The organism is Poseidonibacter parvus (assembly GCF_001956695.1).
GTDB classification, from domain to species: Bacteria; Campylobacterota; Campylobacteria; order Campylobacterales; family Arcobacteraceae; genus Poseidonibacter; species Poseidonibacter parvus.
This window is the reverse complement of the sequence record NZ_CP019070.1, coordinates 48,409-71,153: the sequence shown is the minus strand read 5'-3', so window position 1 is coordinate 71,153 and position 22,745 is coordinate 48,409. Positions and strand designations below refer to the sequence as shown.

Below are 22,745 nucleotides of genomic sequence, written 5' to 3'. Positions count from 1 at the left end.
ATGTATGATGTAATAATAATTGGTTCTGGAGCAGCAGGATTAACAGCAGCTTTATCAGCACAACAAAAAGATACTAAAGTACTTGTAATATCTAAAACATATCCAACACATTCCCAAACAGTGCAAGCACAAGGTGGAATAAATGCAGTTTTATATGAAGATGATGATAGTGTTGATATTCATACAGAAGATACATATAAGGCATCAAGAGGACTTGCTAATAAAGATAATATAAACTTTATGTGTAAAAATGCTAAAGATACAATAAACTGGCTTGATAGTATTGGAGTACCGTTTACAAGAAATAATAGTAACCAAATTGCACAAAGAAAGTTTGGCGGAACTAAAAAACTAAGAACATGTTACTCAAGTGATTACACAGGATTAAAAATTGTTCATACATTATATGATCAATGTATAAAAGAGAATATTAACTTTTTAAATGAACATATGCTTCTTGAATTAATAATAGAGAATGATACATGTAAAGGTGCTATTATTTTTGATATACAAGAAGGGACTATAAAAGAAATATTATCAAAAAGCACAATAATAGCATCTGGTGGTTATGCTGGTATTTATTCAAACCATACAACAAATTCTTTTTCTAATACTGCAGATGGATTAAATTGTACACTAAAAGCTGGTGCAATATTATCAAATATGGAATTTGTACAGTTCCATCCAACAGCATTAGAAAATAGTAATATATTAGTTAGTGAAAGTGCTAGAGGTGAGGGTGGTTTTTTACTTGATGAAAACAAACAAAGATTTATTGATGAACTAAAGCCTAGAGATGAAGTTGCTAGAGCAATATATAAAAGAATAAATCAAGATCAAAAAGTATATTTAGATTTAAGACATCTAGGTCTTGACAAAATAAATGAAACTATGCCTCAAGAAAAAAGACTAGCACTAGAATTTTCAAATGTCAAAATTGAAGAAGAACTACTTCCGATTAACCCAGCTGCTCATTATTCCATGGGTGGAATAAAAACAGATATAGATAGCAAAACTAACATCAAATCTTTATATGCTTGTGGTGAAGTTGCTCAAGCATCAATTCATGGTGCAAATAGATTAGGTGGTAATTCTTTATTAGAAATTGTAACACTTGGTAAAATAGCAGGAACAAATGCATCAAAGAATAATATAAAATCTAGCAATAATATAAATAAAGAAACAGCAAGTTTTACTAAACAAAAAAACTTTATTAATGAAGTTTATTCATATACAAATGAAATAAACTTTTATTATGAAAAAGAAAAATTAGGAAAACTATTTTTCAATAACGTTGGAGTATTTAGAAATGATGAAAATCTAACTTTAGCATTAATTGATGTACTAGCTATGAAACAAAAAATAAAGCAAATGGGTATTCAAGATAAATCCAGAATATACAATAAGAATCTAATTGAATTTATAGAATTTATTAATATGATAGACATAGCAGAAATAATTATTAAAACAGCTATACAAAGAAAAGAAAGTAGGGGAGCTCATTATAGAGATGATTATCCATTTGAACTAAATGCATATCAAAAAAACTCTTTTGCAAAAATCCTTAATAATGAACTTCAAATAGATTTTGAGGATGTAATATGAAAATAAAGATAAAAAGATTTAGTAAAGAGAATGAAGATAAAAATCATATAGATTTCTTTGATATACAAAAAACAAATTTACTTCAAGCCTTAACTGAAATAAAAACTACTCAAGATGCAAGTTTAACATTTAGATGCGGATGTAAAAGTGGAGTTTGTGGTTCTTGTGCTGTTCTTGTAAATGGTGTAGAAAAACTAAGTTGTAAAACAAATGTACAAGATAATGATTTGATTGAACCTTTGAAAAATCGTTCAGTAATAAAAGATTTAGTTACAGATGTTTCACATGAAACATTGTTAATAAAAACTTCAAATGCATTTTTAGATGATAAGAGCAATGCAGAAATTACTAATAATGACATAAAACTAATTGATACACAAAGTAATTGTATACTTTGTAATTCCTGCTATAGTTCTTGTCCTGTATATGATGTAAATAAAGAGTTTCTAGGGCCTTTTGCACTAACAAGAGCATTAAGATATGCAAATGATAAGAAAGTGTTAGATAATAGCTCTATAATTGCTTCTATACAAAAAAAAGGTATTTGGGATTGTACTTTATGCAGTGCCTGTACTTTTGTATGTCCACAAGGTATTGATCCAAAAGCAGATATTATGCAGTTACAAAATATCTCTGTTCAAAAAGGATATGAAAATCCTAACTTTTCAAAATTTGATTCTTCTATTAATTTTGGATTTAATCCAAATGGATTTTAATTAAGAGCTGAATGCTCTTAATTAATTTTAGTAAACTATTTTAAATTATCTTTTAAGTATAGATAATCAGACATCTTTGTCCATTCTCTAGCTTTTTTCTGATAAGCATCTTGAGAATCTAAAACTTCTTTTAGTAAAGGACTTTTAGAACTAACTTCATCTCTTAATTCTTTATTTGATTTTTTCATTTCATCCATAACAACTTTTGGAAATGTTTTAACTTTGATATCAGGATTATCTTTTAACATATTTTTCCATGCAGTAATATTCATATCGTAGTTTTTAATATACATATTATATGCAGATGTTCTCATTGAAACTTTTAAGATTGTTTGTAAATCTTTTGGAAGTTTATCAAATGATCTTTTATTAATTAAAAATTGCATTTCTGAAGCTGGTTCATGCCAACCTGTATAATAAAATGGTGCTATTTTATGAAATCCCATTTTAATATCCATTGATGGTCCAACCCATTCTAAAGCATCAATTGTTTTACTATCTAAAGAAGTATAAAGCTCCCCAGGAGCAATATTTGTAACAACAACACCAAGTTTAGCCATAACTTCACCTGCAAAACCTGGAATTCTCATTTTAAGACCTTTTAAGTCATCAAGAGAATTAATTTCATTTCTAAACCATCCACCCATTTGAACCCCAGTGCTTCCACCAGGAAATGATAATACTTTATGTTTTGAGTAAACTTTTTGCATAAGTTCTAAGCCACCACCATGATAAAACCATGCATATTGCTCAGGTGCAGTTAAACCAAAAGGCATAGAAGTAAAAGGTAATGTATTTATATCTTTACCTTTCCAATAATAAGATGCTGAGTGTCCCATATCATATTGACCAGCTTTTACCATATCTAAAATACCTAAAGGTGCTTTATGCTTTGATGCAGTATCAACTCTAATTTTTAATCTACCATTTGACATCTCTTCAGCTAATTTTACCATCTCATAAGTTGTATCAATTAAAGGTACAGTTGTTTTTCCCCATGTAGTAGCAAGTTTAAGTTTATAAACTTTTTCTTTTGCTTGCATACTTACAGACATTGCCATAAGTAATGCAGATGTAATAGCTACTTTTGTAATCATTTTTTTCATATTTTTCCTTTTTTTAAGATTAATTTTTCTAATTTCTTCTTCTTTTTCCAACCAAGTTTTTTTAATTCTGGTTCATCATAAAACTCTTTTGTATATCCAAAGCATAAATATGCGATAAATTTGTAATCTTCTTTTTTAATATCAAATATATCATTTATTTTTTTCGGCTTTAGAATTGAAACCCATCCCATACCAATATTTAATGATCTTGCAGTTAACCACATATTTAAAATTGCACATATGACAGAATATTCACCTGTTCTTTTCATATATGTTTGACCCAAAATATCTTTTTTACTTTTTTTATAATAAACAGCAATATTGATATTTGATTCTTTTATACCTTCTAATTTAAGTGAAGAGTATAATTTTCTATCTTTAAATTTCTTTTTACTTTTTTCAAATGATTTTGAAAAGTGATTATAAACTAAGTCCTTTTTCTTTTTATCAACAATTATAAAGCGCCAAGGTTGTGAATACCCAACAGAAGGTGCATTTTGTGCTGAGTTTAAAATCTTTAAAAGTTTCTTTTTTGATATCTTTTTATTAATAAAATTATTACCTCTAACATCACGTCTTGAGGTAATAATATTTTCTAATGTAGTTTGATCTTTTTTATTAAAAATCATTTATACTGTAAAGTCGTGTAAATCTTTGAATAAAAAAGCTTCAACGATTTCATCAATACTTTTTTGTGTTGGAGCAATTAAAGCAATTATTCCTTCATCCATAAATGGCCAAACATATTCTAACTCATTTATAACCACTACTGCATCAATCCATACAGAAATATCTTCTCTTCTTTCTACAAACTCTATCTTCGATATTTTACCACCATCTAAAGTTACAAAAGCCCATGATTTATTTTCTTCTATTGATGCAATAACACATTCGTCTCTATTTGTTGAATCAACAGGTATTAGTACTGTCATATAGTCCTCTTTAAAATATTATAAATTATATAAGTCTTGATTTTACACTTTTGTTTCTTAAGAAATATACTCTTTTTTAAACCATAGTGAGAATATAAATAAAGAATACAAATGCTGCTTAAATTTTCTGTTCAATGAAAGTTCATATATATGTCTAATATACGTTTCATTAAATAATTTAGTTGTATTATTTACATCTATTATTGTATCTAAAATTGATTTTCCATATTCTTCATTTAGCCATTCATTAAAAGGTGAGTTAAATCCTTTTTTTGTTCTATTAATAATTTCTTTTGGTATATATTTAGCTGCAATTTTTTTAAGTAAATACTTATTTGTATTTCCAACTTTTATATTTGAATCCACAGAAAACATATAATTAACTAAATTAAAATCTAAAAAAGGAGTTCTAACTTCTAGTGAGTTTTTCATAGAAATCCTATCAACTTTTGAAAGTAAAGACTCTCCTAACCATATTTTTAAATCAATATAGCTCATCCAATCAACAGGATCGTTTTTTGGTTTTTCTGCTTTATAACTAGGAAGTTTATTAAAAAGCTTTTTTCTTTGAATATCTGTATATATTTCTCCAAAAGAGTTATATAAAGTTTGTTTTTTAACGATTCTTCGTAAGTATTCACTTTCTTTTGTATTATTTTGCAAAGCTGAAACTATTGTGTTTAAAAAGTCATTTTGACCTTGTGAGAGTGTTTTTTCAAATTCATAATATTTTAAAAACTTTGCATAATTATCATATCCTAAAAATATTTCATCACTTCCTTCTCCTGATAATACAGTCTTGATTCCACTTTGATGAATATTTTGACTTAAAATATTTAAAGGGATTGCTGCACTATCTCCATGAGGTTCTTCTAGAGCATCTAAAGAATCATGAAAGTTATCTATATACTCTTTTTTTGATATTATCACAGGATGATGATTTGAGCCTATATGCTTTGCTGTAATTTGTGCAAAATCTAGTTCACAATAGTTTTTATATTCATCATAACCAACTGAAAAAGTATTAATCTTTTTGCCAGAAATTTTTGTATAAAGTGCTGATATTAGTGAACTATCAATTCCACCACTTAATAATGATGCAACTTCAACATCACCTACTAGTCTTGTTTCAACACTAGATATTAAAAGTTCTTCAATATCTTTTAATGCTGTATTTTCATCTTTTATTTTTTTATAGGTATTAATCTTATAATATCTTTTTTTTATAAGCTCTTTTGATTTTTTTGGTTCGTAAATTAAATAAGTAGAAGCTTCAAGTTTTAAAATATTTTGATAAAAAGTATCCTCACCATATGAGACAAAATATTGTAAATATTTATTGACAGCAACTTTATTTAAATTAGGTTTCTTATCTAATAGCTTTAAAACTGATTTTATTGAAGAAGCAAAAATAAATTTGTTATCTTTAAAATAGTAAAAAAATGGTTTTTTACCATATCTATCTCTTGCACAAAAATACTTTTCTTTTTTCATATCGTAAAGGCAAAAAGAAAACATTCCATTTAATTTATTCAAAAAATCATGCTCATATTTCTGATAAAGTCTAATAATTACTTCTGTATCAGAAGCAGTTTTACACTCTAAATTTTCATCAATAATTAACTGCTTATAGTTATAAATTTCTCCATTAAAAACAATCAAAACATCATCAAAAACCATAGGTTGATTTGCTTCTTCATTTAAATCAATAATTGCTAATCTATTATGACCAAATTGCATATTATTTATTTTCACACTTTTTTGATAATCAGGACCTCTATTATTTTGTATTTGTAAAGCTTGTTCAAAATCATTTGATAAAAAATTACTACCTAAAATTCCACACATACAAAGTCCTATTTAATAAAATATTCAATAATTTGAATATAAGGATATAAAAGAAAAACAAAAATTACAGATGAAATCAAAATCGAAGCTGTTACATCATATGGTTTACAGTTGTATAAAGCTGCTAAATTCACATTATTAACAGCAAGTGGTACCATAAGCTCCATAATTAAAATTGAAGCCACATAAGCGTTTAAATTGGTAAAGTATAAAATGATAAATATTCCAAATAATGGTAAAAATATATGTTTGATAAAACTAATATGTAAAGATGAATACCAAGGCATAGATTTGATTTTGATTTTAGATAAATACATACCAAAAATTAATAATTGAATTACCATAGAAGCATAAGCACCCATTTCTAAAGCAGTATAAATATTTTTATCAATTCCAATACCATTATAATTTACAAGTAATGCTAATATTGCAAACCAAATACCAGGTATTTTTGAAATTGAGAAAATTGCTTCTTTTAGTGAAAATTGCTCTCTTGCAAAGAAATAAACTGAGAATATATATATAAATAATATATTTGCAATATTTATAATACTTGTGTAAGGAACAGAAGCCATTCCAAATAGTGCAATTCCTAAAGGAATACCTAAATTACCAGTATTTCCTACAAGTGAAGTTGCTAAATAAATAGATTGATCTTGTCTTTGTTTAAATATCTTTTTATTTACTATTAATAAAATTAGTAGTGAAATTAAAACAATTGCTAAATATACTAAAGGAGAAGCTATAAATGCATAATCAATAGGAGCTTTTGTTAGTCCCCAAAAGATTAAAATAGGTTGGAAAAAGTAAAGAGATAAAAGAACTAATGTTCTTTCATTAATCTCATCACTAAAAACTTTCTTAGCCATAAAACCTAAAACAATAAAAAAATAAACTGGTAAAACAGATAAGATAGCTTCGATAGAGTAATTCCTATTTTTTTCGTGATTTTAACATAAAGTTATAAAATCTTTCAAATAGAATAAAAAGTAAGATCTTAGGCTTTAAGTAGATAATTCTACTTAAGCCATAATTCCTTTTATCATAAAGAATACTGCAGCTGATAGAATAGCAGCAGCAGGTACAGTAATAACCCATGCAGCAATAATCTTTTTAACTGCATCTCTTTTTACATACTTAACACTTTTAGCTTCTTTAACGTCTTTTTTCTCTTGTTTTACAATCTCTTGTTTTTCTTCAATACTTTTGTATAATTCAACAATTCTTACATAATTAGTTTTAGACTTTGATTCAAGTTTTTCTAATTCATCAAGCTCTTTAGTCATTGAGTCTAATTCTTTTTTATGCTTTTTAAACTTTTTTCTTAAACCTTGTAAAAATCTACTTTCATTAGAATCTAAATATTCTCGTAAAAAACCTACCCCAAATACACCACCAACTGCAATATGAGTTGAAGAAACAGGGAGTCCAAGTTGAGATGCAATAATAACAGTAATAGATGCAGCCATAGCAATTGAATAAGCTCTCATTTGGTCTAATTCAGTAATTTCAGAACCAACTGTTTTAATAAGCTTTGGTCCATATAATGCAAGTCCAACGGCAATACCTAAAGCACCAACTGCCATTACCCAAAATGGAATATCAACTTTTGAATGAATTTCAGAGTTCATAACAGCATCATTAATAGCAGCTAATGGTCCAATTGCATTTGCAACATCATTAGCACCATGAGCAAATGATAAAAGTGCAGCTGCAAAAATTAAAGGAACTGTAAATAGTGTATTAACACTAACTCTTGTATTTTCAAGCTTATCTGCAGCTTTTGCAATTAATGGTTTTACTAATATATATGCTATTACTGCAATTATTAAAGCAATTCCAGCAGCAGTAAAGAAGTCTAATTTTATTAATCTTTTAATACCTTTTAAAATTAAATAAGTAGAAAATGCCCAAGTCATAACAGCTATTAAATAAGGAACAATTATTTTTGCGGAACTAACCATATCTTTTTTATAAACAATCTTAGTTTTAATAAGATAAAGAAAAGCTGCAGCAATAATTCCACCTAAAACAGGAGATATAACCCAAGAAGCAGCAATTTTACCCATTGTTCCCCAATCTACAATAGAAAAACCTGCTGCTGCAATACCTGCACCCATAACACCACCAACAATTGAGTGAGTAGTTGAAACTGGAGCTCCAACAGATGTTGCAAAGTTAAGCCAAAGTGCAGCTGATAATAAAGCAGCTGTCATAGCCCAAATAAAGATTTGAGGGTCAGAAATTAAAGCAGGATCAATAATACCTTTTTTAATAGTCTTAACAACATCACCACCTGCAACAAAAGCACCAAGAGCTTCAAATGTAGCTGCAATTATAATTGCCCACATTAATGTCATTGCTTTTGAACCAACAGCAGGTCCTACGTTGTTTGCAACATCATTAGCACCAATATTCATAGCCATATATGCACCAAATACTGCACCAATAACTAAAAATGTGTTATTTGGAACATCACCATGTGAAGTATAAGACCAAAGAAAAACTACTACCATAAAAAGTAATGCAAGTGAAAGTTTAGCAAAGCTTGAAACTGTTTTCTCAGTAGCTTTATCTATAGAATCGAAAGTTTTAATATCCAATGTAACCCTTTTGTAATTTTAAATGGATATTATTTTAGTGGAAAATTACTTGCTAAACCTTTAAATAAGCTTAATTTATTTATAGCTAAAGTAGTTAATTTATGATAAAAGACTATATTATATACCTGAAAAATTTGTAAATTTTACAATATTAGAAAAGATAAAAAGAGATTTAGGATTATTATTTTGTATTATATACTATAAGTAGTTTTTGAAGTTTATTGGGTGTAGAAAAAGAGATTAATCTCTTCTTCTATTTCTATCGCCTGATCTTCCACCAGACCGTCCGTCAGATCTACCACCAGATCTTCCGCCTCTATCTCTATCACCGCCTGATCTTCCACCAGAACGACCATCAGATCTTCCACCACCAGATCTTCCGCCTCTGTTTCCACCTCGGTAACCACCTCTACCTCGGCCTCGACCACCTCTGTCATCTCCTCTTGGAGCATTTTCAATAAGTCTTTTAATATCACTTTCAGATTTACCGATTTTATCGTTACCTTTTACATAAGTAGAAGAAGCAACCATAGAAGCTAATTTAAATGCAATTGTTGAAATATCAAATTCTTCTTTTAATTCTTCAACTAATTGTAAAGCGTAATCTTTAATATCTTGTTCAGTAATTTTGTCTTTTAAATCTGCAACTTTTTTTACTTTAACAGAATCAATATTTGGAACAATTTTACTTTCAAGTTTTGTACCAATATTTTTTTCAATTTTTTGAAGCATTCTGAATTCATGCGGAGTTACAATTGAAACAGCAACACCTTCTTTACCTGCACGTCCTGTTCTACCAATTCTATGTACATATGATTCAGAATCAAATGGTAAGTGGTAGTTAAATACGTGAGATACATCATTTACATCTAATCCTCTTGCAGCAACATCTGTTGCAATTAAGATTTCTAATTTAGATGATTTAAAAGCTCTAATTGCTTCTTCTCTTTGTCTTTGCTCCATATCACCATGAAGACCTTTTGCCATAAATCCTTGAGAAACTAAGAAAGTAGATAATCTATCAACTTCTTTTTTTGTTCTACAAAAAATTATTGATTTTGTAGGGTTTTTAAAGTCGTATAATCTAATTAATGCATCATCTCTTTCTCTTTCATCAACAACATAATATGTTTGTGTAATTTTAGAGTTTGTAACATCTTTTTTAGTTAATGTAACAAATGCTGGGTCTTTTAAAATTGTTTTTGCAAGATTTTTAATAGCTTGAGGCATAGTTGCAGAGAATAATAAAGTTTGTCTTTCAGCTGGCATAAATGTGAAAATTTCTTTAATATCATCTAAGAATCCCATATCAAGCATTTCATCTGCTTCATCTAAAATTACGTAAGAAGGTTTAATATTAATTTTTCCACCTCTTAATAAATCTAAAAATCTTCCTGGAGTTGCAACAATGATTGAAGACCTATCAATATTTCTTAATTGCATAGAGTAAGATTGCCCACCATATACAGTTGCTGTATTAAAGTTTAAATTTTTACCAAATCTAAATAATTCATCTGATACTTGCATTGCAAGTTCTCTTGTAGGAACAATAACAACAGCTTCAACGCCTTGTTGTCCCTTCATCATATTAATTACAGGAAGTCCAAAAGCAGCAGTTTTACCTGTACCTGTATGAGCTTGACCAACCATATCTTTTCCTTCTAAAACAATAGGAATTGCTTCAGCTTGTATTGGTGATGGTTCTTTAAATCCTGCAAAATCTATTGCTTTTTGTAACTGTTCTTTAAAATTGAAATCGTTAAAAGTCATTTTTTACCTTAGTATATTTTTATTAAATGATACACGGTTATATAAGTAGATCTTATCTTCCCATTAATGTACGATTAAAGCGTAATTTCAGTTATGTCAAAGTTGAGTTATTTTATCAAAAATGAATCTTTGATATGAATATGTAAACATATTATCAAAGTAGAATGGGGTATATAAATGTGTATAATTTGGCGGATTATATCTAATTTTAGATAAATTTAAGCTTTAAGAAATAGGGGTTAATCCCTTATTTCTTAAATATCATCAAGTGATTTGTAGTTTTCTAGGTATTTTGTATCATATTCATTTGAAATAAAATCTTCATTTTCCATCATTTTTTTATGGAATGGAATTGTAGTTCTAATTCCTTCTACTTCAAACTCATTTAAAGCTCTTTTCATAATATTAATAGCTTTATTTCTATCTCTTCCCCAAACAATTAGTTTTCCAACCATTGAATCATAATAAGGAGGTACAACGTATCCTGCGTATAAATGTGAATCAACTCTTACATTTCTTCCACCAGGAACCATCCATTGTGTAACTTTTCCAGGACTTGGTAAGAACGAATTAGGATCTTCAGCTGTAATTCTTACTTCAATTGCATGACCTCTAAATTTGATTTTTTCTTGTGCTGGTAATTTCTCACCTTGTGCAACTTTAATCATCCATTCAACAATATCAAGCCCAGAAACCATTTCAGAAACAGGATGCTCAACTTGAAGTCTTGTATTCATTTCCATAAAGTAAATATTTTGCTTATCATCTGCTAAGAATTCAAATGTACCAGCACCTTCATACTTAAGGAATTTTGTAGCTTTAACAGCAACATCATGTAAATGAGCTCTAGTCTCATCATTTAATAAAATTGCAGGTGATTCTTCAATAACTTTTTGATGTCTTCTTTGTAAAGAACAATCTCTTTCACCTACATGAATTGCATTTCCATGAGAATCTCCAATAACTTGAACTTCAATATGTCTTGGGTTATTAATAAATCTCTCAAGGTACATAGTACCATCACCAAATGCAGCTAAAGCTTCAGAAGAAGCAGCCATGAATAGCTGATCAAAATCAGACTCATCATTAATAAGTCTCATTCCTCTTCCACCACCACCAGCAGATGCTTTAGCCATAATTGGATAACCAATTTCAAGTGCTACTTTTCTACCTTCTTCAAGTGAATGAACAGCACCATCTGAACCAGGTACAACTGGAACACCAGCTTTAATCATTTCATCTTTTGCTTTTGATTTATCAGCCATTTTTTCCATTACTTCAACAGAAGGACCAATAAATTTAATATTATGTAATCTACAAATTTCTACAAAATCTTGGTTTTCAGAAAGGAAACCATAACCTGGGAAAATTGCATCACATCCTGTCATTTCTGCAGCAGTAATTAGTGCAGGAATATTTAAGTATGAATCAGCAGACTTAACATCACCAATACAAACAGCTTCATCTGCATGTTTTAAATATGATGCATTTTTATCACCTGCAGAATAAACTGCAACTGATTTCTTACCCATTTCTCTAATAGTTCGTATAGCTCTTTGAACTATTTCTCCTCTATTAGCAATTAATATTTTTTTAATTTCAGCCATATGAAATCTTTATATTTTTTCTACAGTAAATATAGGCATATCATATTCAACTGGGTCACCATCTTTAACTAAGATGTCAATAATCTTACAATCAAATTCAGCTTCAACTTCATTCATAATTTTCATAGCTTCTAAGATACATAAAGTTTGACCTTTTTTAACTGTATCTCCAGCTTTTACAAATGCAGGAGCTTCAGGTGATGGAGAAGCATAGTATGTTCCTACCATTGGCGAATCAATTGTATCACCAGTAACAGCAGTGCTTACTGCAGCTTCAGAACTAGCAACAGCAACAGGTGCTGCAACAGGAGCAATTGGTGCAGCAACAGGTGCAGCAGCAGTAGTTACAACCGTACCACCTTCAAATCCAGTTTGCATAGAGATTTCAAATTCTCCATCTTTAACTTTTAATTTGTTTAATGCACTCTTGTCAAATACTCTTATTAATTCTTTGATTTCTTTAAAATCCATAGTTAGCCTTTTTATTAATCTTGTCAAATTTTCAACATGTTATCACAATTTTAATTATAATTTTATTTTTGTTAAAACAAATAAGCATAATTTAAGTTTATAGCAATGATTTTTATTCTTTTATTTGCTATACTTCTATAAATAACCACAAGGTACAAAAATGTTAAAAGACCAAACATTTATAAATATTGCAAAAGAAATAGCAAGTGCTTCAAAATGTGTATCAAAACAAGTAGGCGCTGTAATTGTAAAAGATGGAAGAATACTCTCAACGGGTTATAATGGAACTCCTGCTGGATATACAAATTGTAGTGACCATTGGAATGGAGAATATACAAAAGACCATCATGACTGGTCTAAAACTTACGAAATTCATGCTGAAATGAATGCAATAATTTGGGCAGCAAGAAAAGGAATTAGTATAGAAGATGCAACAATTTATGTAACTCTAGAACCTTGTAGTGAATGTTCAAAAAATTTAATAGCAAGTGGAATAAAAAGAATTGTTTACGATAAAGCCTATGAACATACAAACTCAGAACTTATCTCTAAATTTATTAAAGATAACAATGTAATAATTGAACAAATAGATAACTGCTAAATCATGGCAAATATTGGATATAAAAATAATACTCAATTTTATAAAAGAGTCATAAAAAAATATGGGATTAGTGCTAGAGGAGTTCACTGGAGCTGCGAAGAGTCACAGTATATACGTTTTAAAGTATTAACACAATTTATTCAAGACGAAGTAAAAGAATGTGTAATTGTTGATGCAGGTTGTGGCTTTGGTGAATATTACAACTATTTATTTGATAATGATTTTAAACCAGAAAAGTATATTGGTATTGATTGCGAAGAAGAAATGATAAACGCGGCATCAAAAAGATTTTTAAATACAAAATTCGTTTTAAAAAATATACTTGAAGATAAGCTCCCTAGTGCTGATTATTACATCTGTAGTGGAGCTATGAATACTCTAAATGAAGATGAAGTTTTAACTTTTATAAAACGTTCATATAAAGCTTCAAAAAAAGGTTTTGTTTTTAATTTCTTAAAAGATGATCCATTAAGTGATATTTCTATAAATACGGTGCTAAAATTTTGTAAAAGCATCTGCTCACAAATAAAAATAAAAGATGATTATTTAGAAAACGACATTTCCATTTATTTAAAAAAATAAAATATCATACCAATTTCATATATTAAATATAGAATTACAAGATAATTTAAAAGGAGTTTATATGAAAATAGGTCTATTTATTCCCTGTTTTATGAACGAACTATATCCAGATATTTGTAAATCTACTTATAAGATATTAAAACAACAAGGCTTGGATATAGATTATCCACTAAACCAGACATGCTGTGGACAACCTATGGCAAACTCAGGCTGTTCTAAAGACGTTGAAACTTTAGCAAAGCAATTTGTTAAAACATTTAAAGATTATGACTATATTGTAGCACCTAGTGGTTCATGTGTTTCAATGGTTAAAGAACATTATGCACCTTTTTTCAATAATGATGAAGATTATAATAAAGTTAAAGCTTCAATTTATGAAGTATGTGAATTTTTACATGACGTAGTTAAGTTAGAAAACCTAAACTTTAACACAAGTTTTCCTTATAAAGTTGGTCTTCATAACTCTTGTCATGGACATAGAGTTTTAAAATTAGCAACTGCAAGTGAATTAAATATTCCATATAATTCTAAGCTAAAAAACTTACTTCAAAAAGTTGAAGGAATTGAACTTGTTACATTAAAAAGAGAAGATGAATGCTGTGGTTTTGGTGGAACATTCTCTGTGCAAGAAGAAGATTTATCAATTGCTATGGGGAAAGATAGAATTAAAGATCACTTAGACTCAAATGCTCAAGTAATGACAGGTGCTGATATGTCCTGTTTAATGCACATGGATGGAATCATAAATAGAAATAACCATCCAATAAAAGTAAAACATATTGTTCAAATCTTACTAGGAGAAGAACTATGAGTACTAATCATCCACAAAATGCAAAAGAGTTTGTTGCAAATGATGAAAGAATGCATTGGCATGACCAAGCTTTATGGTTTGTAAGAGAAAAAAGAGATATAGCAACAAAAACTATTCCTGAATGGGAAAATTTACGTGAGTTTGCAAGTAGAATCAAATCTCATACAATGGCAAATTTAGATACTTATCTTTTAGAATTTGAAAAAAATGCTAATGCAAAAGGCATCAAAGTTCACTTTGCAGCAGATGCAAAAGAGCATAATGAAATTGCATATAAACTTCTAAATGAAAAAAATGTAAAAAAACTTGTTAAATCAAAATCGATGTTAACAGAAGAGTGTCATTTAAATCCTTTTTTAGAAGAGCGTGGTATAGAAGTTATTGATACCGACCTAGGAGAGAGAATTGTTCAATTAAGAAACGAACCTCCTTCACATATTGTACTGCCAGCAATTCACTTAAAAAAGATGGATGTATCTGATACTTTTGTTGAACATTTAGGAACAGAAAAAGGAAATGATGATCCTACATATTTAACAAGAGCAGCAAGAGCTTCATTAAGAGAAGATTTCTTGAACGCAGAAGCTGGAATGACAGGTGTAAACTTTGCAATTGCACAAACAGGTGGAGTTGTTGTATGTACAAATGAAGGAAATGCTGATATGGGTGCATCAGTTCCAAAACTTCATATTGCTTCAATGGGAATTGAAAAAGTAATTCCAAGACTTGAAGACTTATCAGTATTTACAAGATTACTAGCAAGAAGTGCAACAGGTCAACCAATTACATCATATACTTCACATTTTCATGGGCCAATTGAAGGTGGAGAAATGCATATTATTATTGTTGATAATAAAAGAAGTGAATTTTTATCTTCTGAAAAGTATAAAAAAGCATTAAATTGTATTAGATGTGGTGCATGTATGAATACATGTCCAGTATACAGAAGATCAGGTGGTCACTCTTATGAATATGTAATTCCAGGACCAATTGGTTCTATTTTAGGTGCAGTTAAAGAGCCCGAAAAGCATAACACATTGCCTTTTGCTTGTACTTTATGTGGTTCATGTACAAATGTTTGTCCTGTAAAAATTGATTTAGATTCACAACTTTATGCAAGACGTCAAGATTTAAGTGAAATGAAACTAATTGATCCTAAGAAAAAAATGGCTATGAAAATTACAGCATGGCTTATGACAAAACCAAAGTTATTTGATTTTGCAGGAAAAATGGCTCGTAAAATTGTTCCAAAACTTCCTGATTCAATTGTTTACAACAAAGCAAATGCATGGGGAAAACAAAGAGATATGCCTAAAATGGCAGAAAAGAGTTTTAAAGAAATGTTTGAGCAAGGAGATTTAGATGACTAGTAAAGAAAAAATACTACAAAACATTAAAAAGAATAATGTAGCTGTTGATGTAGAACTTCCTTCTTATGAAAACTTTGGAATAACTTTTGAAAAAAAACATGAGAAATTTTCTACAATGATTGAAAGTGTTGGAGGAAAAGCTTTAGTAATTGATAAAAAAGATTTAGATAAAACTATTAAAGAATTATATAAAGATGAAAAACAAATTGCTTCAAATGTTGATGGTTTTACTCTAAGCAATTTTAATGCAAATGAAGAAGATGATGCTCATAATTTAAAAAATATAGATTTAGCAGTAGTAAAAGGAAATTTTGCAGTTGCTGAAAATGGTGCTATTTGGATGAAAAATGAAGATAATAGACATAGGTCTTTATATTTTATTGCACAAAATATTGTAATTGTAATAGATGAAAAAGAAATTGTTTCAAATATGCATGAAGCATATGAAAAAATAAATTTTGAAAATACTGGCTATGGTGTATTCATTTCAGGACCTTCTAAAACAGCAGATATAGAGCAGTCACTAGTTATCGGTGCTCATGGTCCAAAATCTGGTTATGTAATTTTTACAAAATCTTGATATAATAGCTAAATAGAAGGTATAAATGAAAAAAATAATACTATTTAGCTTAATTTTTATTACATTTGTTTTAGGACAAGAACCAAAAGAGGTTTTATTACTTCATTCATATCATAAAGGATATGTTTGGAGTGATGATATTTCTAAAACCATTGAAAAAGAGTTTAAATCGCACGAAAATATAGAACTTACAACTGTATATATGGATACAAAAAGAGTTGCTGATCCAATATATTTAGACCAACTTGCAAAACTTTACAAACAACAATTTCAAAAAAGAAGCTTTGATTTAATAATTGCAAGTGATAATAATGCTTTTGATTTTGTAATTAACTATCATACTTATCTCTTTGAGAACTTGCCTGTTCTTTTTTGTGGAATAAACAATTTTGATAAAGCATTTTTAGAACAAAACTATATGAAAAAATATATGACAGGTGTAGTTGAGCAAGTAGACTTAGAAAAAAACTTTGAGTTAATAAAAGACTTACACCCAAATTTAAAAAAACTAGTAATAATAAATGATAATTCTAAAACAGGTTATGCAGTAAAAAGAGATTTAAGACCTATTATTCAAAAATACAAAAAAGATTTTGAAATTGAATATATTGATAATTTAGAAATCGAGGGAATTGCAAAAAAAGTTTCAAAATTAGGGGAAGATACTGCTGTTTTATTTGTTTTATTGTTTAAAGATACAACAGGTAAATATTTTACATATAAACAAAGCTTTACCAAAATCAGAGAAGCCAGCCATGTTCCAATTTATGGTCTTTGGGATTTTTATTTGAATTATGGAATTGTAGGTGGACTTTTAACTTCTGCAATTGGTCAAGGAGAAGCTGTATCAAAAATGGCACTTGAAATATTAAATGGAAAAAAGATTTCCCAAATACCAATTTTAGAAAAATCACCTAACGAATATATGTTTGATTATAATGAATTAAATAGGTTTAATATAGATATAACAAAACATGTAGATGATTATATATTAACAAATCAGCCAAGTTCAGAATATAAAAAAGTTACACAGTTTTTTATTTTAGCAATTTTGATTATTTTGGTATTAAGTATTATTGTTGTCACTCTTCGTGCTAATATTCAAAGAAGATTAAAAGTAGAAAGAGCGCTATCTAATAGGTTAGAATTTGATAAAGTATTATTAGATACTATTCCTAATCCAATTTATTATAAAAATATTCATGGAAAGTTTTTAGGTTGTAACTTAGCTTTTGCAAACTTAGTAAATGAACATAGAGATCAAATCATAGGTAAAACTGCCTTTGATTTTTTTACAAATGAAGTTGCATCAAAAAACACAATAATTGATAAAGAGTTGTTAAATACATTCTCAACTTCTACTTCAGAATTTACATTTTACACAGCGTCAAATCAAATGAAACATATCATTTTGAATAAAGCTGTTTATAAAAACATAGATCAAAGTGTTGGTGGAATAGTTTGTATTATGGATGATATAACTGAAAGTGTTCAACAAAAACAGTTCTTAATACAACAAAGTAAATTAGCTGAAATGGGTGATATGATTGCGGCAATTGCACATCAATGGAATGAACCACTTGTAGAGCTATCAGCATTAGTTCAAGATATACAAACATCATATTTATTAAATGAATTAAAAGATATAGAAGTAAATGATTTTGTAAAAGACTCAATGGTTCAAATTAAATATATGTCTAGAACTTTAAATGATTTTAGAAACTTCTTAAAACCCTCAACAAAAAAGAAACTCTTCTCAATTTCTAAATCTTTAAACGAAATAAACGAAATTATTGGAAAACAAATATTCTATTCTAATATAGAAATGAGTTTTAATTATAAAAATAAAGATGAAGAACTTTTAATCTACGGTTATGAGAACGAGTTTAAACAAGTTTTACTAAACCTTGTAAATAATGCAAAAAATAAAATTATAGATAAGCAGCAAGATGAAAATAAAAAAGGTAATATTCAAATTAATATTGAAAGATGTATTAATTATAATAGCATAGAAATTATTGATGATGCAGGTAAAATTGATGAAACAATAATACACTCTATCTTTCAACCATACTTTACTACAAAAGCAGATGGAACAGGCCTTGGTCTTTATATGGCAAAAGTAATTATTGAAGATAAAATGAGGGGAACAATTACAGTTAGAAATGAAGATGATAATGTAATTTTTACAATTAGACTACCTCATAAAAAGGTTTAAAATGAAAATCTTACTACTAGAAGATAATAAAAAGTTAAATGACACTATTACTAAAAGGTTAAAACTAAAAGGCTATAAAGTTCAATCTTGTGTGGATGGAGCAGATGCAATAGAAAAAATAGCTGATGGATATAGTTGCTTTATTTTAGATATAAATGTTCCAAATATTGATGGGATTAAAATATTAAAGAAAATTAGAGAGTTCTACAAAGATATACCTGTAATTATAATTTCTGCTAGTGTTGAACTTAATGATATCAAACAATCTTATGACTTTGGATGTAATGACTATTTAAAAAAACCATTTTTTATAGATGAACTTGAAATAAAAATAGAAAAGTTTTGTAAAATACAAGATGACTTAATCTATTTTGATGAGAATTGTTATTTTGATTATAAATCATCTTTGATATTTATAAATGATAAAGAGCAAAGATTAACAAAAAAAGAAAGGCTACTTCTAAATCTCTTTTTAACTAAAAGAAATCAAGTTTTATCTTACGAAGCAATTGAAAATTATGTTTGGGAAGGAAGTTTTGCATCTTTAGAATCTATACGATCTTTAATTCGAAGATTAAGAAAAATTCTTTCTAATGATTATATTGAAACAGTAGTAGATACTGGATATATTTTCAAAACTAGCTAATTTCTACATAAATTTTACATTTATCACATAAAATATCATATCATTTTCATTTCTTGTAGTTAAACTTTACGCATAACAAATCTAAGGAGAAAATGATCATGTTAAAAACTACAACTAAATTACTTCTTACTTCTGCACTAGTTGCGGGATTAAGTACAGCAGCAGTTGCTAAAGATAAAGTATACAAGTGGAAGCTTGCTACTACATGGGGATCTACATTAAGCCCATTCTATGATACACCAACTAATATGGCTAAAATGGTTGAAGAAATGTCTCAAGGACAATTAAAAATTAGAGTTGACGCTTCAAATAAACATAAAGCAGCACTTGGAATTTTAGATATGGTTAAAGGTGGTCAGTATGATATGGGTCACTCTGCATCATATTACTGGAAAGGTAAAGATATTAATACTTTACCATTTACAACTATGCCATTTGGTATGACTACACCTGAGCAATATGCATGGTTCTATCACGGTGGTGGTATGGACTTAATGAAAAAAGCTTATAAAAAACATAAAGTATTATCATTCCCTGGTGGAAACACTGGAAACCAAATGGGTGGATGGTTCAGAAAAGAAATTAAGACTGTTGATGATTTAAAAGGTCTTAAAATGAGAATTCCTGGATTTGCTGGTGAAATCATGGCAAAATTAGGTCTTACAGTTACTAATATCGCATCTGGTGAGTTATATACATCACTAGAAAGAGGTACTATTGACGCTCTTGAATGGGTTGGACCTGGTATGGATATTAAAATGGGATTCAATAAAATTGCTCCTTACTACTATACAGGATGGCATGAGCCAGCAACTGAATTACAATTTTTAGTTAATGAAAGAAAATTCAACAAGTTACCAAAACATTTACAAACTATTTTAGTAACAGCAATGAAATTATCTGCATATGATATGTATATTCAAAACTACCACATGAGTTCTGAAGCATGGTCTAAAATTGAAAAAGACTATCCAAATATTAAAATCAAAACTTTCCCTAAAGAAGTTATGGATGCTATGAAAAAAGCAAATGCTGAGTTATTAGTTGAAAAAACTAAAGGTCAACCATTATTAAAAGAAGTATTAGATTCACAAGCTGCTTACCAAAAGAAAGCTAGAGAATGGACTAAAATGTCTGATTACTTATATTTAAAAGACAACTTAAAATAGATATAATACGCTGTCGAAATTTTAACCCTCATAAAAGAGGGTTAAAATACTCATCTTAGAAAAGAATAAGTGTTATAAATATATACAATATATTTATATTTATTCGACTTATTAAGAACACTCAAAAGGATTTTTATGCTGTTAAAACTAGAAAAAGGTTTTGATAAATTTGCCAATATTATAGGGTATATTACTGCAATAGTAATGGTACTTATGATACTAAACGTATTTTATGATGTAGTTATGAGATACTTTTTTAGATCAGGAAGTATTGCTATGCAAGAAATGGAATGGCATCTATTTTCAGTAATTATACTTTTAGGTATTTCATATACGCTAAAAGAAGATGGTCATGTAAGAGTGGATTTAATCTACGATACATTAAAAGATAAGAAAAAAGCAATAATTAACATGGTTGGTGTTGTATTATTCATATTACCAATTTCAGTATTAATTGGTTTTGGTTCAATTGATTATGTTATTGAAGCTTACCAATCAGGAGAGCAAAGTGGTGATCCAGGTGGGCTTACGAATAGATGGTTAGTTAAATCATTAATTCCAATATCATTTTTCTTACTAATTATTACATCAATTGGATTTTTTATAAAAAATCTAAATGTATACAAAGGTTTACATCCAGTTGCACCTCATATGGTAAATGGAGATATTGAACACATGGTTGATGAAGTTCACAAATTAGATGATGACTTACACCACAAAGGAGATAAATAATGGTAGGAATTATAATGTTTTTTGCTGCACTTATAATGCTACTATTTGGTTTCCCTGTAGCATTTACATTTGCAGCTGTTTCTGTATTATTTGGAATAATTGCTGGTATTATTGAAATTGGTTTTGATGATGGTTTAGACGTAGCTTTAATAGACGGTTTTGAAGAAGGTCTATTAATGTTTGACTTTATGCCATTTAGAATTATGTCAATTATGCAAAATACAATTTTAATGGCAGTTCCAATGTTTATATTCATGGGTATTGTTTTACAAAAAACTGGACTTGCAGAGAGACTTTTAGAATCTATGGGATTCTTATTTGGAGAAATTAGAGGTGGAGTTGCAATTTCTACTGTATTAGTTGGTGCATTACTTGCAGCATCTACTGGTGTTGTTGGTGCTTCTGTTGTTGCTATGGGTGTTATTTCACTTCCTGTAATGATGAAGTATAAATATAATACTCCTCTTGCTTGTGGTACTATTTGTGCTTCTGGGACATTAGGACAAATTATTCCTCCTTCAATTGTTTTAATTATTTTAGGAGATGTATTCCAAGTACCTGTTGGAGATTTATTTAAAGCAGCAATTGGTCCAGGACTTGCACTTGTTGGTGCATATATCTTATATATTGTTGTAGTATCATTTTTTAATAAAGATATGGCTCCTGCAATTCCAGCAGATCCTAGTCGTGGGTCTAAAAGTAAACAAGTAATAAGAGCTTTAATTGATATTATTCCATCTTTAACACTAATTTTATTAGTACTTGGTTCAATTTTTGCAGGTGTTGCAACACCAACTGAATCATCTGCAGTAGGATGTTTAGGAGCAGTTGGTCTTGCACTTGTTTATAAAACATTCTCACTTCAAATGGTAAAAGAAGCATCTTTAGAATCAGTTAAAATTACTTCAATGGTATTTGGTATTCTAATTGGTGCAACAGCATTCTCAATGGTATTTACATATACAGGTGGAGATGAAATAGTTGAACACTTTATGATGAGCTTACCTGGTGATGAGAAATGGGGATTCATTATCTTTACAATGTTAGCTATTTTAGTATTAGGGTTCTTTATTGACTTCGTTGAGATTTCGTATATTATTGTTCCTATATTAGTTCCAATTGCAATGAATTTAGATATTAACCCTGTTTGGTTTGCTATTTTAATTGCTATGAACTTACAAACATCGTTCTTAACGCCACCGTTTGGATTCTCCTTATTCTATTTAAAAGGAGTAGTTCCAGCAACTGTTAGAACTATACAGATTTATAAAGGAGTAATACCATTTATTATAATTCAAGTTATAGTATTGATGTTAATTGCTTTCTACCCAGAGTTCTTCGGAATTAATCCAAGTACAGCTGGATAAAAATTAAAAAC

At 28.7% G+C, this 22,745-nt stretch carries 21 protein-coding genes; 12 read left to right on the top strand and 9 right to left on the bottom strand.

Translation table 11 applies throughout. The features are described from left to right. Positions 1-1,605 (top strand): FAD-dependent oxidoreductase, encoded by a 1,605-nt coding sequence (locus LPB137_RS00325; RefSeq protein WP_076082834.1) that lies wholly within the window; start codon positions 1-3, stop codon positions 1,603-1,605. Then, positions 1,602-2,321 (top strand): succinate dehydrogenase/fumarate reductase iron-sulfur subunit, encoded by a 720-nt coding sequence (locus tag LPB137_RS00320; protein ID WP_076082831.1) that lies wholly within the window; start codon positions 1,602-1,604, stop codon positions 2,319-2,321. Before LPB137_RS00325 ends, LPB137_RS00320 begins: the two co-directional genes overlap by 4 nt. Positions 2,322-2,356: 35 nt before the next feature. Here the strand turns inward: LPB137_RS00320 and LPB137_RS00315 are convergent, their stop codons facing one another. The 9 genes from LPB137_RS00315 to accB form a co-directional block, all read right to left on the bottom strand. Further along, on the bottom strand, positions 2,357-3,427 hold the full coding sequence (locus LPB137_RS00315; RefSeq protein WP_156981713.1) for a TRAP transporter substrate-binding protein: 1,071 nt from the start codon (positions 3,425-3,427) through the stop codon (positions 2,357-2,359). Continuing rightward, positions 3,424-4,056, bottom strand: coding sequence for a 5,6-dimethylbenzimidazole synthase (bluB, locus tag LPB137_RS00310; RefSeq protein ID WP_076082828.1), 633 nt, complete (start codon positions 4,054-4,056; stop codon positions 3,424-3,426). The genes LPB137_RS00315 and bluB overlap by 4 nt, the downstream gene beginning before the upstream one ends. Then, entirely contained in the window at positions 4,057-4,359 is a 303-nt protein-coding gene (locus tag LPB137_RS00305; RefSeq protein WP_076082825.1) for a hypothetical protein, read from the bottom strand. 57 nt (positions 4,360-4,416) lie between these two features. Then, positions 4,417-6,207: an asparagine synthase (glutamine-hydrolyzing) gene (asnB, locus tag LPB137_RS00300; protein WP_076082823.1), complete on the bottom strand. Its 1,791-nt coding sequence runs from the start codon at positions 6,205-6,207 to the stop codon at positions 4,417-4,419. 8 nt (positions 6,208-6,215) lie between these two features. Further along, positions 6,216-7,121 (bottom strand): AEC family transporter, encoded by a 906-nt coding sequence (locus LPB137_RS00295; RefSeq protein WP_228144716.1) that lies wholly within the window; start codon positions 7,119-7,121, stop codon positions 6,216-6,218. A gap of 108 nt (positions 7,122-7,229) precedes the next feature. Beyond that, positions 7,230-8,810, bottom strand: a complete 1,581-nt coding sequence (locus LPB137_RS00290; RefSeq protein ID WP_076082818.1) for an inorganic phosphate transporter — start codon at positions 8,808-8,810, stop codon at positions 7,230-7,232. Positions 8,811-9,050: 240 nt separating this feature from the next. Next, on the bottom strand, positions 9,051-10,580 hold the full coding sequence (locus tag LPB137_RS00285) for a DEAD/DEAH box helicase (RefSeq protein ID WP_076082815.1): 1,530 nt from the start codon (positions 10,578-10,580) through the stop codon (positions 9,051-9,053). Between the two features lie 254 nt (positions 10,581-10,834). Continuing rightward, entirely contained in the window at positions 10,835-12,187 is a 1,353-nt protein-coding gene (locus tag LPB137_RS00280) for an acetyl-CoA carboxylase biotin carboxylase subunit (RefSeq protein ID WP_076082812.1), read from the bottom strand. Positions 12,188-12,196: 9 nt separating this feature from the next. Then, the gene (gene accB, locus LPB137_RS00275; RefSeq protein ID WP_076082809.1) at positions 12,197-12,658 is read right to left on the bottom strand and encodes an acetyl-CoA carboxylase biotin carboxyl carrier protein; all 462 of its coding nucleotides are present in this window, start codon (positions 12,656-12,658) and stop codon (positions 12,197-12,199) included. Positions 12,659-12,818: 160 nt separating this feature from the next. On the opposite strand from accB, the gene LPB137_RS00270 reads away from it, so the two are divergent. From LPB137_RS00270 to LPB137_RS00225, 10 genes are all read left to right on the top strand, one after another. Continuing rightward, positions 12,819-13,259 (top strand): deoxycytidylate deaminase, encoded by a 441-nt coding sequence (locus LPB137_RS00270; RefSeq protein WP_076082806.1) that lies wholly within the window; start codon positions 12,819-12,821, stop codon positions 13,257-13,259. 3 nt (positions 13,260-13,262) lie between these two features. Beyond that, positions 13,263-13,841, top strand: coding sequence for a class I SAM-dependent methyltransferase (locus tag LPB137_RS00265; protein ID WP_076082804.1), 579 nt, complete (start codon positions 13,263-13,265; stop codon positions 13,839-13,841). Positions 13,842-13,902: 61 nt separating this feature from the next. Then, a complete protein-coding gene (locus tag LPB137_RS00260) occupies positions 13,903-14,652 on the top strand; it encodes a (Fe-S)-binding protein (protein ID WP_076082801.1) in 750 nt (249 codons plus the stop codon). After that, positions 14,649-16,022, top strand: a complete 1,374-nt coding sequence (locus LPB137_RS00255) for a lactate utilization protein B (RefSeq protein ID WP_076082798.1) — start codon at positions 14,649-14,651, stop codon at positions 16,020-16,022. Before LPB137_RS00260 ends, LPB137_RS00255 begins: the two co-directional genes overlap by 4 nt. Continuing rightward, a complete protein-coding gene (locus LPB137_RS00250; protein ID WP_076082796.1) occupies positions 16,015-16,602 on the top strand; it encodes a LutC/YkgG family protein in 588 nt (195 codons plus the stop codon). The genes LPB137_RS00255 and LPB137_RS00250 overlap by 8 nt, the downstream gene beginning before the upstream one ends. Before the next feature lie 25 nt (positions 16,603-16,627). Continuing rightward, positions 16,628-18,820, top strand: a complete 2,193-nt coding sequence (locus tag LPB137_RS00245) for a sensor histidine kinase (protein ID WP_076082793.1) — start codon at positions 16,628-16,630, stop codon at positions 18,818-18,820. A 1-nt stretch (position 18,821) separates the two neighbouring features. Continuing rightward, positions 18,822-19,466: a response regulator transcription factor gene (locus LPB137_RS00240; protein ID WP_076082790.1), complete on the top strand. Its 645-nt coding sequence runs from the start codon at positions 18,822-18,824 to the stop codon at positions 19,464-19,466. 98 nt (positions 19,467-19,564) lie between these two features. After that, positions 19,565-20,635 (top strand): TRAP transporter substrate-binding protein, encoded by a 1,071-nt coding sequence (locus tag LPB137_RS00235; protein ID WP_197682248.1) that lies wholly within the window; start codon positions 19,565-19,567, stop codon positions 20,633-20,635. A gap of 135 nt (positions 20,636-20,770) precedes the next feature. Further along, complete coding sequence (locus tag LPB137_RS00230; RefSeq protein WP_076082785.1) at positions 20,771-21,367, top strand: TRAP transporter small permease subunit; 597 nt, start codon at positions 20,771-20,773, stop codon at positions 21,365-21,367. Then, positions 21,367-22,734 carry a TRAP transporter large permease gene (locus LPB137_RS00225; protein WP_076082783.1) on the top strand — a complete coding sequence of 456 codons (1,368 nt, stop codon included), beginning with the start codon at positions 21,367-21,369 and terminating at the stop codon, positions 22,732-22,734. Before LPB137_RS00230 ends, LPB137_RS00225 begins: the two co-directional genes overlap by 1 nt. Positions 22,735-22,745: the final 11 nt, after the last annotated feature.